The following is a 14,537-nucleotide window of genomic DNA, read 5'->3' on the forward strand; positions in this document are numbered from 1 at the left end:
ATGGACGCTATCGCCAGTCCTGTGAGGGATTTAATAAGGAGTATGACAGTGAAAACGGTGGTTATAAAACGAGATGGTTGTCAGGTCAATTTTGATCTCCCGCGCATTCAAGAAGCGGTGCGACGTGCAGCCGCGGCGGTAGATGTCAAAGATGATGATTATTGTCTGCAAGTGGCTACGGTTGTTTCTGAACAACTGTGTCATCGAGAAAAAGTGGATATCGCCGAAATCCAAGATGCTGTCGAAAACCAGCTGATGTCTGGACCTTATAAAGATCTGGCACGTGCCTATATTGAGTATCGTCATGATAGAGATAGCGAACGCGAAAAGCGCAGCCAACTGACTCACGAAATCCGCGGATTAATTGAGCAAAGTAACCTATCTTTACTCAATGAAAATGCGAATAAAGACAGTAAAGTGATCCCAACCCAGCGTGATTTATTAGCCGGGATCGTCGCTAAGCATTATGCCAAACAGCATATTTTGCCACGCGATGTGGTACTTGCTCATGAAAAGGGTGAAATTCACTATCATGACCTCGATTATGCCCCTTTCTTCCCGATGTTTAACTGTATGCTTATCGACCTTGATGGCATGTTAACCAACGGCTTTAAGATGGGAAATGCTGAAATTGAGCCACCAAAATCCATTTCGACTGCCACTGCCGTTACAGCACAAATTATCGCTCAAGTTGCTAGCCATATTTATGGCGGTACCACTATCAACCGAATTGATGAAATTTTGGCGCCTTACGTGGCTATCAGCCATGAAAAACACCTAAAAGTCGCCAAAGAGTGGGGAATTGCTGATGCCGAGGCTTACGCAAAAAACCGTACTGAAAAAGAGTGTTACGATGCCTTCCAATCTTTAGAGTATGAAGTGAATACACTGCATACCGCAAACGGGCAAACACCATTTGTCACGTTTGGTTTTGGATTAGGAACCTCCCATGAAGCTAGGCTCATTCAGCAGTCAATCCTCAAAAACCGTATTGCAGGGCTAGGCAAAAATCGTAAAACCGCGGTTTTCCCAAAACTCGTGTTTGCCATCAAAGATGGATTGAACCACAAATACGGTGATCCTAACTACGACATCAAACAGCTAGCTTTGGAATGTGCGAGTAAGCGCATGTATCCAGACATTCTTAATTACGACCGAGTGGTAGATGTCACTGGCTCCTTTAAAACACCGATGGGCTGTCGCAGTTTCTTGGGCGTCTATGAAGAAGATGGCAAACAAATCCATGATGGTCGCAACAACCTCGGTGTCATCAGCCTAAACTTACCGCGAATTGCGCTGGAAGCCCAAGGTAACGAAGATGCATTCTGGGCACTACTTGATGAGCGTTTAGCTATCGCTAAAAAAGCGCTGATGACTCGCATTGCCCGCTTAGAAAATGTCAAAGCCCGTGTCGCACCTATTTTATACATGGAAGGCGCCTGTGGCGTTCGCTTAAAAGCCAATGATAGCGTGGCCGAAATTTTCAAACATGGGCGTGCTTCTATCTCATTAGGCTATATTGGATTACACGAAACTATCAATGCCCTATTTGGCATCGATACCCATGTGTATGACAGTGAGCAATTACGCGAAAAAGCCGTGGCTATCGTAAACCGTCTGCGCCAAGCTACCGATGACTGGAAAGAGCAGACAGGCTATGGCTTCAGCTTATACAGCACGCCGAGTGAAAACCTGTGTGACCGTTTCTGCCGCTTAGATACTGCCGAATTTGGCGTCGTGGATGGCGTGACAGACAAAGGCTACTACACCAACAGCTTCCACTTAGATGTCGAAAAACAGGTAAATCCTTACGATAAAATCGATTTTGAGCAGCCGTACCCAGCACTCGCTAACGGCGGTTTTATCTGTTACGGCGAATACCCGAATTTACAGCACAACCTCAAAGCTCTTGAGGATGTATGGGATTACAGCTATCAGCATGTTCCTTACTACGGGACGAATACCCCTATCGATGAATGCTATGACTGTGGTTTTTCTGGGGAGTTTTCTTGTACGAGCAAGGGCTTTACCTGCCCAGCTTGCGGCAACCACGATACTAACCGTGTTTCGGTGATCCGCCGCGTATGTGGCTATTTAGGTAGCCCAGATGCACGACCATTTAATGCGGGTAAACAAGAAGAAGTGAAGCGCCGTATCAAACACTTAGGAAATGGTCAGCTTGGTTAATGAACGCATAGGTTAACTTCGGACAAATGGTATGAATTATCACCAATATTATCCTGTGGATGTGGTTAATGGACCCGGTACACGCTGCACACTGTTTGTCGCAGGGTGTGTCCACCAATGCCGCGGCTGCTATAACCAAAGTACGTGGCGAGTGGACTCTGGCATTCCCTTTACCCAAAAAATGGAAGACCAAATTATCCAAGACTTGCAGGATACACGTATTCGCCGACAAGGACTTTCTCTCTCAGGAGGCGATCCTTTGCATCCCGCTAATTTGCCAGCCATCTTGCGGTTGGTGAAGCGAGTGAAAGCCGTCTGCCCAGACAAAGACATCTGGATGTGGACAGGCTATAAACTTGATGAGCTAACACTGGAACAGCAGAAAGTCGTCAGCTTTGTGAATACGCTGATTGATGGAAAATTTGAACAGGAACTGTATGACCCCGCGCTGTTATGGCGCGGTAGCAGCAACCAAGTCATTCATCGGCTACGTTAAATATCTTGCGACCAATGGAGTTTGGTACCAAACCCTAATGTGTTATCCACCATTTTCACTGTCTGTAACTGGAGCTGCCACATCGGCAGCTTCGCCTCTATGGCAATAGGGAATCGCTGGCAATAAAATGCTTTCTGCGCATCAGCCTCTTCACTGTCAAATTGGCGAATTTCCCCAACAAATTGAACACCTTGAATTTTGCCCACTTGCTTAGTTTGTGCAGAGATCGTTCCTGCGACACGAGGGTTTGCTTGCATGAGCTGACCATGTTGCGAATCTGGGGATGTCATGAAAATTAAACGCATATTTTGGCGATCAAACGCGTAGTAGCAACTGGCAGCCCAAATATCATCTTGGTAGGAGGTAAACAGGGAAAAAACGTGTTGGCGAGCAATATAGCGCTGGATATGTTGTAAGGTGTTTTCGGGTGTCATTGCGAATGTCCATGTTAGACCGTTCAGAACACGCCCATAAAAATGGCTGGGCGTGCTTAAGCTGTTCTGAACGTTATCTGTACTTAGTTCGCACTACTATAACTTACTCATTCGAGTTGCACCTAACATAAGGTTCTATATCAGCAATGCTAGCACTCGAAGCTACTGCTCAAAATCGACCATACTTCCCTTCTAGTTCCTCCTCTCCTCCTCGCTTTTACTCTAAATAATTCGAGTTGTAGCTAGGCGGCAAGCGAACGAGTCGCTAGGAGCATACACTAGTATCTGACTAGTGGGAGTGAACGCAGCCAACAACGCTGCGGCTCGAAGTATGACGAGTAAATCTGACGAGTAGAATTATTTGTAGATTGCTGCTGTACCACTCATCTCATTCTCACCGCTTGCAGAAATCACACGGAAAGATTTTGCGCCAGCTTCATCAGCTTTTTTGGCTAATTGTGCAGTCAGGTCATTGACGCCAGCAGCACCACTTACAGTCACATAACCCGCAGCAGGCTCACTAGATTGTCTAACTTCTTCAGCCGCCATTGAACCAAATGATACAGCACCTAAAGCTAAAGCAGCAGCAAATAATGTTGATTTTTTCATGGTAAACTTCCTCATTGTATGTTTGAAATTAACAGGGGTTTTTCGTGTTTCCCTGTGATATGGATCATACTATGCGCTTTATTTAGAGATGAAAATTAGCTAATTTTGCTATAGTTATTCAAATTTTTTGAATGCAAACCTATATTGAGGTTGCAAATTTGTGACAGCTTTATATCATTTTTTATTTATAATTTAGTATGTTATAAACATTAATGTTCACGAGAAAATTCGCTGCAAGCCAACTGAATTTCCCTTATAAATCAGCACAGAATGCTAAATTTAATCGCAAGAAAAACGAAATGACATCGCGTAATTGGTCGCTTTACTTGATTCGGCAAAAAAATAACGCCTTATATTGTGGGATTACTACGGATGTTCCGCGGCGATTTAAACAACATGAATCGGGGATAGGGGCTAAAGCGTTAAAAGGCAAAGCCCCTTTAACGTTAGTGTTTCATTGTACAGCAGGGGATCGCGCTGAGGCGTCTCGGTTAGAATATCGTGTCAAACAGTTGAGTAAACAGGCAAAAGAAAGGCTGGTCATTGACCAGCCTGATGATTTACAACATTATTTAGCGGCTTACACGCTATCAAAGTGCGATGAGTAAGTGACTTCGCCTTTATGTTGGTCAATCGCGCCATTTTCGAGTCCATAGACTAAAAAGTGTTTTTGCAAGCTTGGCCATTGGCAACGCAAATCATGATTTGAAGCGGGTTCAAAACCAAAACGTCCGTAATAGCCTTCATCGCCTAATACCACAACAGCACCATAACCAAACTCGTTGAGGCTATCTAACCCCTCATAGACCAGTTTTTCCGCAATACCTTGGCTTTGGTACTCTTTTTTGACGGCTAATGGCGCGAGTCCCACCCATTGAACATCTTCACCATTGACATCGACAGGTGTAAAACCAACATAACCAATCACTTCACCGTCATCGTTGGTTGCTACGACACCGAGGGTTAATAGCCCATCTTCACGAAGATGCTGAACAAGATCAGCCTCCCCTTCAGTGGGAAACGTTTCACGCAATAGCGTGTCGATACCCATGGCATCAACCGGAATTTCTACACGGATTAGCATGAAGTTAACGCTGGCGTTTTATGCTCTGCGTCCTCATTGTCTTGTACGGTTTTAATCACATCAGCGAGTTGCAGTAAGCCGAAACGCAATGGTGCTGGCATATTTTCAAGTTCAAAGGCATCCATTAAGTTTTTAACGTATAAACCTAATTCAGTATCCCCTTCAATGACCAAGCGGCGCTGGAAAAAGAGCGTATCTGGATCCTCTTTACGTGCCGCGATCAATACGAGGTCATTCGCATTGCCGCTGACACTCACATCAGGTTCAGCCTGTTTTTGAACCACCAGCTGACCCTCTTGTAAGCTGATAAACCAAACCAGCTCTAAATCCCGAACCTCAACTTTCAGCCATTTCCCTTCCAGAAAATCGAGTTCGCCTTCTTTGACAGACTCACGAAACTGCCAACTTAATAGTTGTTCGAGTATTTGACGCTGTACGACAAATGGGGTCACTTTCAAAGGAAACTTCAAAAATGAAGGACCTTGGGTGATCAGTTGAGAACGAATTTTACCAAACACAGTGCTAACTCCCGTATCAATTATCTGTCCATTGGGCATTGCTACTGGATAAGTAGCCGCTTGGGCAATTTTAATACCTATAATGTGGACGATTATAGATAACATTGATGTGTAGATATAAAGATATACAGAGATATATCGCCATTTATCCGATATATGGACATATTTTGCCAAAAAATAACGTGATGATACCGATCCTATATCAATCTTTATCCATCTCGCCAATATTTATTTTCAATAATTCCTACACTTTTATAATAGTCACGAAATAATCATCTTGCCTGCAACATTCCAAGCTTCTCTGCGCTAAATCAAAACCTCAATCTGACCTGTTGACTAGAATGACCAATTGCTAAATTTTTATACAGAGACAACGCGAATGGAATTACTCTGCCCAGCTGGGAATTTACCTGCCTTGAAAGCGGCCGTTGATAATGGTGCCGATGCGGTGTACATCGGTCTAAAAAATGATACCAACGCACGTCATTTTGCAGGATTGAATTTTACAGAAAAAAATCTGCATGAAGCAGAACGTTATATTCATCAACGTAAACGTAAATTACATATCGCAATTAACACGTTTGCCCACCCTGATGGCTATCAACGTTGGCAGAACTCCGTGGATTTAGCGGCTGATTTAGGCGCGGATGCACTGATCCTCGCCGACATTGCGATATTAGAATATGCCGCCAATAAATACCCACATATTGAACGCCATGTCTCTGTACAGGCATCCGCCACGAATACTGAAGCTATCCGTTTCTATGAACGCAATTTCCAAGTTCACCGCGTGGTGCTACCTCGCGTACTGTCGATTCACCAAGTGAAGCAACTCGCCAAAACCAGCCCAGTTCCCTTAGAAGTATTTGCTTTTGGCAGCCTGTGTATCATGGCTGAAGGTCGCTGCTACCTTTCTTCCTATCTCACAGGGGAGTCACCTAATACTGTTGGAGCTTGCTCTCCCGCCCGTTTTGTTCGCTGGCAGCACACTGATAAGGGTATGGAGTCGCGTTTAAATGAGGTACTGATCGACAGCTACCAGAAAAATGAAAATGCGGGTTACCCAACGCTGTGTAAAGGGCGCTATTTAGTGGATGACCATAAATACCATGTTCTGGAAGAGCCCACCAGCCTCAACACGATTGAGCTATTACCAGAGCTAATGCGCGCCAATATTGCGTCAGTGAAAATTGAAGGACGCCAACGCAGCCCCGCCTATGTAACTCAAGTCACTAAAATTTGGCGTCAGGCAATTAACCGTTATAAAACCAATCCCGAGGGTTTTGTAACCGATCCTAGATGGCTTAAAGCCCTTGGTGACCTTTCTGAAGGCAGTCAAACAACCCTTGGCGCTTATCATCGTAAATGGCAGTAACGGATGCGCATTATTCACCAGCATAGAGAATGGGTAAGACAATGAAATATGCATTAGGCTCAGTGCTTTACTATTGGCCAACATCAACCTTACATGATTTTTATCAGCATGCGGCAAACAGTGAAGCAGACATTATCTATCTCGGGGAAACCGTGTGCAGCAAGCGCCGAGACATGAAACCCAATGATTGGATTGACCTTGCCAAGCAACTCGCAGGAAGTGGAAAACAAATTATTCTCAGCACGCTTGCTCTACTACAAGCGCCATCTGAACTTAAAGAAATCAGTAAGTTAGTTGATAATGGTGAGTTTATGATTGAAGCTCACGATTTTGGCGTCATCAACATGCTAACGGAGCGTAAATTGCCATTTGTGGCAGGTCATGGGCTCAATTGCTATAACGCCCCTTCCCTGAATATTTTGCTGCGTCAAGGGATGGTACGTTGGTGTATGCCTGTTGAGCTCTCCCGTGATTGGCTGGTGAATCTGCTCAATCAATGTGAAGACCTTGGTATTCGCGATAAATTTGAGATTGAGGTTTTCAGCTACGGTCATCTGCCCCTTGCCTATTCTGCCCGCTGTTTTACGGCTCGCTCTGAAAACCGCCAAAAAGATGAATGCGAAACCTGCTGCATCAATTATCCTCAAGGGCGCAAAGTGCTGTCACAAGAACAGCAGCAAGTTTTCACACTGAACGGCATCCAAACTCTGAGTGGCTACTGCTATAACTTAGGTAACGATATTTCATCAATGCGAGATTTGGTGGACATTGTGCGCGTTTCCCCAGAAGACCTTGAATCCCTTAATGTGATTAAACAGTTTAAAGCTAATCAACACGGGCAATCCCCCCTGACTATCCCAGAGCAAAGCTGCAATGGCTATTGGCGTAATATTGCCGGATTGACGCTAGCAGGATAATACTCTTGATGGGAATGAGGGCGGTCTGATCAACGCGGCTTCATTCCCACCGTCAATTAGCTTTCATATAATGGCTAATGACTTCCCATTCCGTATAGCCTCAATAATAAGCCTATAACCTGAATATGCCCCAAAGATATACGGAGTTATCTCCTTTGAATCTGATTGCACTGCTGTAGATTAGATAAGCAATCAAACTCACAGACCTATAAGGAAATGCCCGTGATAAAACGCACCCTACTCGTTATGACAATCTTTTTAGCAGGATGCTCAACGTCCCTTGAATACACCAAAGCGGATCTCGAAAAAAATCAAGACGTCAGTTATTCCGACTCAGGCTATTATCGTGTGGTATTTAAAGGTAAGAAAATTATTGCAGTGCCTGAAAATGCCCATATCGTAGCAGGAACCCAAGATAATGCGGTTGGCAAACTAGACAAAGAGAATAAAACAGGTCCATTTGTTATTGCAGGACTCGCTGCCAAAAGTAATGGCAATATTCATTCCCAAATCGGCGGAGACGATTACAACCTGAGCTTCCTCTTAACCGATGAAAATGATTTGCCCCTCTCTTCAGTCAACTACATCATTATTAATGACTGCAACGGTGAAGCCTATCACGGCACCACCAATGCGAATGGACGGACATACTCTGTTTCAACACCTGAAGAGTGCAATTTAAGCCTCAGCCTCGCCGAGGAATAATGGCATAAAAAAAGAGGTTGGAAACCAACCTCTTTTTGACTATTTATGAAGATGTTTGCGCCAACGATGTACAGTCTGGCTAATGTGGCGTAGTTCGCCATCTCGCAGCATGCCAATGAATACCCCAATAAATGAGTAAATCACACCAAGAATTAACATCATCACAATGTCCATCAAGATATCGCTAAACGGTAGCCCCATTTGGTTGATACCTGCCATGGCATTCGTCGCCCATGTGGATGGCAGCGCAGACGCTATCATTCGCACCCAGTCAGGCATTGCTTGTAACGGCCAAATTGTTCCTGACATATAAAACACCGGCGTGGTAATAAATGCCAATGTCAGGTAAATCATTTCAACACTGCGTAGACATTCTGTCACAAGCTTACCTAAACCAATGACTGCGAGTAAGAATGGGAAGGTCAGCATCCAAATTTGGTACAGTGGTGCTTCTTGCCGATAACCCAATATCCACGGCCACAGTGCAAAGAATACGGTCGAAAGAAACAACCAGATTGGCACCAGCGCAGACAAAGCGCCCAGATAGACAGCCAATGGTGGCTTACCTTTTGGTGTAGAACGAATGGCGATGCTGACCCGCACACAAGCAATCAGCAAGGAGTGCTGTAACAGCATCACTAACAAGCCAGGGAAAATAATCGCGGCAAAACTAATACCGGGGTTAAACAATGCCTCCGTTTCACTTCTGACCGGCGCAATAATCACTTTAGCCTGTTCGGGACTGAAACCCGCATTCTCCAATAACTGGGTATTATACGCACTCAGTAAGGTTTGATAGGCTTTCGATAATTCTTGCTGAATTTGCCCACTGGCAAGACGGTTTGTCGCATCGCCGTAGACAGGTACGGTGATGTTTTTCCCACTCAACAGATGCTTTTCAAAATCTGTTGGAATAATCACGATCGCAAATAGCTGCCTTGCAATCATATCCTGCCGAGCTTGCGCTAGATTATCATAGCTGTGTAGCTGCACTTTGGGTGTGGCATCCAAATCGCGGATCAATTCACGGCTCGCGCCAGAGTGATCCATATCGATGACCGCCACCGGTAAATCCCACAGAACAGGACGCGCGTAGACCAAACTCATGATGCATAAAGACACGAGTAGCAACAGCCACATCGGCTTTTCCAGCATCCCTAAAAGCACCTTTTTAAACGTCGCGAAATAGACCGTCATCATACGATACTTCCTTGGGTTTCCAGTCGTTTGACTAGACGCTTACGAATCAAAAATGCCGTGAGTAACGGGTAAATCAACAAAAACAGACAAACTTCGACAATACGTTCAAACGAAATTTCCCGTAAGAATATATCAAACATTGCATTTAAGGTGTGGGTGAGCGGCTCTGCATTAGAAATGATTCGTGCAGGTAACACCATGGAAAGTTCCGGTACTGCCATCCCCGAAAAGGCTAGCGCGATACTCACCAACATCCCGATTAAGCTGTAAGCCATAATGGCACTGGAGGTAAAACTAAATAGCAGTAACCCGATGCTTTGTGCTGCAATCACATAGAAAAAGCCCACCAGCATCATATACAACGGATTCCCAACAACTTTTGCATCAAAGATAGAGACTAACGCTGCTAGCTCCACTATCAGTAATGTCGTGAAAAATAGCGTATACGGTGCCATTTTACCCAGCAACGCCATAGAGAAAGGCTTCACACTCTGTAAGATGGTTCCCCGCGACATCGTATAGATAGTGGCGGTCACGACAAATAATTGCAGCATATGAATGGTAGCAGCAAATTGCTGGTAATAAATATAGCTACCACTTGGGTTAAATAAACTATCGTAAGACAATGTGACCTGTGCCAATGGCGGCAAAGCTTGCCCCATTGATTTCGCCATTTCTTGGCGGTATTTTGCGTTAAGCTCCGCGACTAACCCACTAAAATCTTGAATCGCGTAGCTGCCGGATGCATAGAATAATGCATTGTAATACATACGTAATTCAGGTTGACGTCCACGCAGTATATCTTCTTCAAAATTATGAGGAATGTACAATAGGGCATAATCTTTCGCGCTACCCAACTGCTTGATAGACGTCACGAGGTTGCCATCAATCGCTTTCACATCCGCATGTGGACCAGCATCAAGGTCACGAATGATCTGACGCGAAATAGGGCTGTTATTGTTATCTACCACGGAAACAGGGACATCCATCAGGGTCCCCTCTGAAAAGTTAGCACTGACTAACGTGAACAGCATCAAGGGAAATAGCCAGCTCAGCCAGTGAAAGACTGGGCTGCGGATCGCCATTTGAGTTTCGCGGCTAAAGGCATGTTCGAATCCATGCCAAGCGAATTTTAATTTCATGGCGTCACCTGTTATTTATCCCAATGCCACAAGACACTCATCCCCGGTCGCAGTCCTTCAATCGGTTGTTGTGGATAAAGACGAACTTCAAAGGTTTTTAAGTCGAAGTCACCCGTTGCTCGAGTCGCACGCTTGGTCGCGTAATCCCCTTTTGGTGCAATGTAGCGAACTTCTGCTTCAACCGTTTTGTCCCCTAAGGCTGGTACGGTTAATTCGATTTTATCCCCTTTTTTCACACCCACTAAAATGTCTTCACGTAAGTTATACACAAAGTATGCTTGAGGAAGACTAATCAGTGAAATTAATGGGCTACCCGCATTAAATAACTCCCCTATTTCCGCAGGGATTGGTCCCACTTCGCCATCAACAGGGGCTTTAACTTGCAAGTCATCCAGTTGAACTTGGAGCTCAGCCAGTTTCTGTTCGGCTTGATTTACCGCAGCTTCATATTGTTGACGTAGCTCAATACGATCACCATTTTTTCCCTCTTCCAAACGCGCTTTTGCACTTTGAACTTGCTGGAAAGCCACCTCTTTTGCTTTACGGGCTGTATCCAGTTCATTCGCAGAAACATAGCCTTTACCAGAAAGATTACTTAAACGCGTAAATTCGCGAGCTGCATTTTGGTATTGGGAATTGGCTTGGGCTAATGCCGCTTGCAAGTCTCGTAGGGTCTCTTCACGAGTACCATTTAAGGATTGATCGAGTTGCGCTTGAGCTTGATCTTTCGCTGCTTTTAATGCCGCATATTGAGCTTGTAGCTCAGGGCTCTCAAGTGTGATGAGCAATTGCCCTTTTTTCACATCGTCCCCTCGTTCTACATGGCGTTCCATGACTCTACCTTTGGCTTTTGAAGTCACGATAACTTCAGGCGCATCCACTTCCCCTTGCAATAATAAAAATTGATTATGGGAATGAAAAAGTGCCGCAGCAGCAATTAAGATCAGCATAAGCAAGATCAGTATGATGGTTCTTTTTTTCATTATTTATGTGGGCCTTGAATAATAACGGAGGAAACTACTTTTTTATTATGACAACAAACTCACACGAGCGTTAATAAATTTGTGCGCAAAATCACGCTTCTGAGGTCATTTTTTTAGTCTGAGGGGCTTTTGGCTTTATGTCAAATAATGATGTTTTACTAATTATTAAATGACGATTACTTAACCAGCCCAATAAGATACAATATCCCCCCAAAAGTATATGGCTAAATCGACCAAGAGAAGATACCTCTAGGAGCATACACAAGTATATGACTAGAGGGGCTGAACGTAGTCAACACCCCCATAATGTGAAATATGACGAGCCATGCTCTAAATAGTTCGCATTGTGGGTAGGCGACAAGAGAAGATACCTCTAGGAGCATACACAAGTATGTGACTAGAGGGGCTGAACGTAGTCAACACCCCCATAATGTGAAATATGACGAGCATGTACGAATTCGATCTAATATTACTCCTCTTACAACAAATGTGCGTCTACCTCGTCATCGCTTGGGCGCTCAGCCGCACGCCACTTGTCACCCCACTTCTTAAGGTGACCATTCGCTTACCTCATAAAGTGATGTGCTACCTGATTTTTTCCGTATTTTGCATCATCGGTACTTATTTTGGTTTACATATCAATGACTCCATAGCTAATACTCGTGCTATTGGTGCTGTACTTGGCGGATTGTTAGGCGGCCCTGCGGTAGGTTTTGCTGTCGGGTTTACTGGTGGGCTCCACCGGTACTCTTTGGGTGGGATGAGCGCTTTCGCTTGTATGATCTCTACTATTATCGAAGGCTTAATTGGTGGGCTGGTGCATCGCCACTATATGAAACGGGGGGAAATTAATAAAATTTTTAACCCTGTGACTGCCAGCTGCGTGACGTTTTTCGCTGAAGTCATCCAAATGCTGATTATTTTGCTCATTGCTCGCCCTTTCGATGAAGCCTATGAATTAGTAAAAAACATTGCTGCGCCGATGATTATTGCCAATACCGTTGGTGCCGCGATGTTTATCCGCATTTTGCTCGACAGACGCGCTATCGTTGAGAAATACACCACCGCATTCTCTGCTCAAGCCTTAAAAATTGCTCTGTGTACCGAAGGGATTCTGCGTAAAGGCTTCAATGCTGATAACAGTATGAAAGTGGCAAAAATTATTTACCAAGAGTTAGATATTGGCGCGGTCGCCATTACGGATAGAGAAAAAATTCTCGCTTTTATCGGGTTAGGCTCCGATCACCACATTCCCGGCACACCTATCTCATCCATCCAATCACGGCAGGCTATCGATAATAATGAAGTGGTTTATGCCGATGGTAATGAAACCCCGTATAAATGCTCGTTAAGCCCTTCATGCAAACTTGGCTCAACCCTTGTGATCCCCCTGCGAGGTGAGAATCAGCGGGTCATTGGAACCATCAAATTATACCAAGCCAAAAATAGCTTATTCAGTTCCATTAACCGTACCCTCGGTGAAGGGATCGCCAGCTTATTTTCCGCACAAATTTTGGCTGGGCAATACGAACGCAACAAACAATCCTTGCTGCAATCGGAGGTCAAACTACTCCATGCCCAAGTCAACCCGCACTTCTTGTTCAATGTACTGAATACATTACAAGCCGTGATCCGCAAAGATAGCCAGCAAGCAGGTCAGCTAGTGCAATATATTTCGACCTTCTTTCGCAATAACTTAAAACGTCCAGAGCAGAATGCGACATTAGGGGAAGAGATTGAGCACATCAATGCGTACCTGCAAATTGAAAAAGCCCGCTTCCAAGAAAATTTGCAGATCCATTTAGACATCCCTGATGAAGTCAAACAGGTAGAATTGCCGGCATTTACGCTGCAACCCATTGTCGAAAATGCAATAAAACACGGTACTTCACAGTTATTAAATACCGGATACATTACAATACGCAGCTATATTCGCAGTGAACATGTCTATATTGAAATCGAAGATAATGCCGGTTTATACCAACCAAGCGGGCAATCTGATGGCTTAGGAATGGGCTTAGTCGACAAACGCTTGCGCCTGAAATATGGTGAAAAATATGGGATCGGCGTGGAATATGAACCAGAAAAATTCACCCGCGTGAAAATTCGCTTACCTTACATGTCCACCTAATAACATTGCACATAATAAATGATTATAACGCTATGAATGTATTGATCGTTGATGACGAACCCCTAGCTCGCGAAAACGTGCGCTGTTTACTTGAGGAACATGACGATATCGAAATTATTGGCGAGTGTGCCAATGCGATAGAAGCCATTAGTTTAATTCACAAAAAAAAGCCTGATGTGGTGTTTTTAGATATTCAAATGCCTCGCGTGACTGGGCTGGAAATGGTACGTATGCTGGATCCTGAAGAGCGCCCACATATCGTCTTTCTGACCGCATTTAATGAATTTGCGATTCAAGCCTTTGAAGAACACGCGTTCGATTACCTCCTCAAACCTCTTGAACCCGAAAGACTAGCAAAAACCCTAGCGCGTTTACGACAAGGCAAGCACAAACAAAACTTAGAACTACTGGATAATAACGAGCCACTCAAGTTTATTCCTTGTACCGGACACAGCCGAATTTATCTAATGAAATTAGAGGACGTACAATACGTTACTTCACGTATGAGTGGTGTCTATGTTATGAGTACCCAAGGGCAAGAAGGATTCACTGAATTAACGTTACGGACCTTGGAAATGCGCACACCGTTAGTTCGGTGTCATCGCCAATATTTAGTCAATATGACACAGCTCAGTGAAATTTTATTTGGCGATAATGGGCAAGCTGAATTAGTGCTATGCTCAGGAGAGCATATTCCGGTTAGTCGCCGTTATTTAAAACCATTAAAAGAAGCACTAGGATTGATTTAGCGAATCG

Annotated in this window: 15 protein-coding genes; 8 read left to right on the top strand and 7 right to left on the bottom strand. The window is 44.4% G+C overall.

The window, feature by feature from the left end; translation table 11 throughout:
* Window positions 1-48 precede the first annotated feature (48 nt).
* Both nrdD and nrdG read left to right on the top strand, forming a co-directional pair.
* Window positions 49-2,187 carry an anaerobic ribonucleoside-triphosphate reductase gene (nrdD, locus tag PROVALCAL_RS04515; protein ID WP_039861603.1) on the top strand — a complete coding sequence of 713 codons (2,139 nt, stop codon included), beginning with the start codon at window positions 49-51 and terminating at the stop codon, window positions 2,185-2,187.
* A gap of 31 nt (window positions 2,188-2,218) precedes the next feature.
* Entirely contained in the window at window positions 2,219-2,683 is a 465-nt protein-coding gene (gene nrdG / locus PROVALCAL_RS04520; protein ID WP_036963274.1) for an anaerobic ribonucleoside-triphosphate reductase-activating protein, read from the top strand.
* Here nrdG and PROVALCAL_RS04525 read toward each other — a convergent pair.
* Together PROVALCAL_RS04525 and PROVALCAL_RS04530 are read right to left on the bottom strand one after the other, a co-directional pair.
* Window positions 2,680-3,117: a YhbP family protein gene (locus tag PROVALCAL_RS04525; RefSeq protein WP_006657940.1), complete on the bottom strand. Its 438-nt coding sequence runs from the start codon at window positions 3,115-3,117 to the stop codon at window positions 2,680-2,682. The genes nrdG and PROVALCAL_RS04525 overlap by 4 nt on opposite strands.
* A gap of 357 nt (window positions 3,118-3,474) precedes the next feature.
* On the bottom strand, window positions 3,475-3,726 hold the full coding sequence (locus PROVALCAL_RS04530) for a YdgH/BhsA/McbA family protein (RefSeq protein WP_006662423.1): 252 nt from the start codon (window positions 3,724-3,726) through the stop codon (window positions 3,475-3,477).
* Window positions 3,727-4,025: 299 nt separating this feature from the next.
* Between PROVALCAL_RS04530 and PROVALCAL_RS04535 the strand changes: the two genes are divergently transcribed.
* On the top strand, window positions 4,026-4,334 hold the full coding sequence (locus PROVALCAL_RS04535) for a GIY-YIG nuclease family protein (RefSeq protein ID WP_006662422.1): 309 nt from the start codon (window positions 4,026-4,028) through the stop codon (window positions 4,332-4,334).
* Here the strand turns inward: PROVALCAL_RS04535 and PROVALCAL_RS04540 are convergent.
* Both PROVALCAL_RS04540 and ubiT read right to left on the bottom strand, forming a co-directional pair.
* Window positions 4,307-4,810, bottom strand: coding sequence for a GNAT family N-acetyltransferase (locus PROVALCAL_RS04540; protein ID WP_006657943.1), 504 nt, complete (start codon window positions 4,808-4,810; stop codon window positions 4,307-4,309). The genes PROVALCAL_RS04535 and PROVALCAL_RS04540 overlap by 28 nt on opposite strands.
* Complete coding sequence (ubiT, locus tag PROVALCAL_RS04545; RefSeq protein ID WP_006662421.1) at window positions 4,804-5,328, bottom strand: ubiquinone anaerobic biosynthesis accessory factor UbiT; 525 nt, start codon at window positions 5,326-5,328, stop codon at window positions 4,804-4,806. The genes PROVALCAL_RS04540 and ubiT overlap by 7 nt, the downstream gene beginning before the upstream one ends.
* A 379-nt stretch (window positions 5,329-5,707) precedes the next feature.
* On the opposite strand from ubiT, the gene ubiU reads away from it, so the two are divergent.
* The 3 genes from ubiU to PROVALCAL_RS04560 all read left to right on the top strand — a co-directional run bounded on the left by ubiU (window position 5,708) and on the right by PROVALCAL_RS04560 (window position 8,325).
* Window positions 5,708-6,703 carry a ubiquinone anaerobic biosynthesis protein UbiU gene (gene ubiU / locus PROVALCAL_RS04550; RefSeq protein ID WP_006657945.1) on the top strand — a complete coding sequence of 332 codons (996 nt, stop codon included), beginning with the start codon at window positions 5,708-5,710 and terminating at the stop codon, window positions 6,701-6,703.
* A 41-nt stretch (window positions 6,704-6,744) separates the two neighbouring features.
* Window positions 6,745-7,620, top strand: coding sequence for a U32 family peptidase (locus PROVALCAL_RS04555; protein WP_036967638.1), 876 nt, complete (start codon window positions 6,745-6,747; stop codon window positions 7,618-7,620).
* Window positions 7,621-7,836: 216 nt separating this feature from the next.
* Window positions 7,837-8,325 (top strand): hypothetical protein, encoded by a 489-nt coding sequence (locus PROVALCAL_RS04560; RefSeq protein WP_006657947.1) that lies wholly within the window; start codon window positions 7,837-7,839, stop codon window positions 8,323-8,325.
* 39 nt (window positions 8,326-8,364) lie between these two features.
* On the opposite strand, the gene PROVALCAL_RS04565 is transcribed toward PROVALCAL_RS04560, so the two are convergent.
* The 3 genes from PROVALCAL_RS04565 to PROVALCAL_RS04575 are packed head-to-tail and all read right to left on the bottom strand — an operon-like array spanning window position 8,365 to window position 11,650.
* The gene (locus PROVALCAL_RS04565) at window positions 8,365-9,522 is read right to left on the bottom strand and encodes an ABC transporter permease (RefSeq protein WP_036963376.1); all 1,158 of its coding nucleotides are present in this window, start codon (window positions 9,520-9,522) and stop codon (window positions 8,365-8,367) included.
* Window positions 9,522-10,667, bottom strand: a complete 1,146-nt coding sequence (locus tag PROVALCAL_RS04570; protein WP_006657949.1) for an ABC transporter permease — start codon at window positions 10,665-10,667, stop codon at window positions 9,522-9,524. Before PROVALCAL_RS04570 ends, PROVALCAL_RS04565 begins: the two co-directional genes overlap by 1 nt.
* 11 nt (window positions 10,668-10,678) lie before the next feature.
* On the bottom strand, window positions 10,679-11,650 hold the full coding sequence (locus PROVALCAL_RS04575) for an HlyD family secretion protein (RefSeq protein WP_006657950.1): 972 nt from the start codon (window positions 11,648-11,650) through the stop codon (window positions 10,679-10,681).
* A gap of 448 nt (window positions 11,651-12,098) precedes the next feature.
* Here PROVALCAL_RS04575 and PROVALCAL_RS04580 point away from each other — a divergent pair, with 448 nt between their 5' ends.
* Together PROVALCAL_RS04580 and btsR are read left to right on the top strand one after the other, a co-directional pair.
* On the top strand, window positions 12,099-13,781 hold the full coding sequence (locus PROVALCAL_RS04580; protein ID WP_006662417.1) for a sensor histidine kinase: 1,683 nt from the start codon (window positions 12,099-12,101) through the stop codon (window positions 13,779-13,781).
* A 32-nt stretch (window positions 13,782-13,813) separates the two neighbouring features.
* A complete protein-coding gene (btsR, locus tag PROVALCAL_RS04585) occupies window positions 13,814-14,530 on the top strand; it encodes a two-component system response regulator BtsR (protein WP_006657953.1) in 717 nt (238 codons plus the stop codon).
* Window positions 14,531-14,537 lie beyond the last annotated feature (7 nt).

The organism is Providencia alcalifaciens DSM 30120, from assembly GCF_000173415.1.
GTDB classification, from domain to species: Bacteria; Pseudomonadota; Gammaproteobacteria; order Enterobacterales; family Enterobacteriaceae; genus Providencia; species Providencia alcalifaciens.

What these genes read in the sequence shown, in the direction of transcription:
- nrdG (WP_036963274.1), top strand. Translation starts at nt 2,219, where the DNA reads ATGAATTATCACCAATATTATCCTGTGGATGTGGTTAATGGACCCGGT.
- PROVALCAL_RS04525 (WP_006657940.1), bottom strand. Translation starts at nt 3,117, where the DNA reads ATGACACCCGAAAACACCTTACAACATATCCAGCGCTATATTGCTCGC.
- PROVALCAL_RS04530 (WP_006662423.1), bottom strand. Translation starts at nt 3,726, where the DNA reads ATGAAAAAATCAACATTATTTGCTGCTGCTTTAGCTTTAGGTGCTGTA.
- PROVALCAL_RS04535 (WP_006662422.1), top strand. Translation starts at nt 4,026, where the DNA reads ATGACATCGCGTAATTGGTCGCTTTACTTGATTCGGCAAAAAAATAAC.
- PROVALCAL_RS04540 (WP_006657943.1), bottom strand. Translation starts at nt 4,810, where the DNA reads ATGCTAATCCGTGTAGAAATTCCGGTTGATGCCATGGGTATCGACACG.
- ubiU (WP_006657945.1), top strand. Translation starts at nt 5,708, where the DNA reads ATGGAATTACTCTGCCCAGCTGGGAATTTACCTGCCTTGAAAGCGGCC.
- PROVALCAL_RS04555 (WP_036967638.1), top strand. Translation starts at nt 6,745, where the DNA reads ATGAAATATGCATTAGGCTCAGTGCTTTACTATTGGCCAACATCAACC.
- PROVALCAL_RS04560 (WP_006657947.1), top strand. Translation starts at nt 7,837, where the DNA reads ATGCCCGTGATAAAACGCACCCTACTCGTTATGACAATCTTTTTAGCA.
- PROVALCAL_RS04565 (WP_036963376.1), bottom strand. Translation starts at nt 9,522, where the DNA reads ATGACGGTCTATTTCGCGACGTTTAAAAAGGTGCTTTTAGGGATGCTG.
- PROVALCAL_RS04570 (WP_006657949.1), bottom strand. Translation starts at nt 10,667, where the DNA reads ATGAAATTAAAATTCGCTTGGCATGGATTCGAACATGCCTTTAGCCGC.
- PROVALCAL_RS04575 (WP_006657950.1), bottom strand. Translation starts at nt 11,650, where the DNA reads ATGAAAAAAAGAACCATCATACTGATCTTGCTTATGCTGATCTTAATT.
- PROVALCAL_RS04580 (WP_006662417.1), top strand. Translation starts at nt 12,099, where the DNA reads ATGTACGAATTCGATCTAATATTACTCCTCTTACAACAAATGTGCGTC.
- btsR (WP_006657953.1), top strand. Translation starts at nt 13,814, where the DNA reads ATGAATGTATTGATCGTTGATGACGAACCCCTAGCTCGCGAAAACGTG.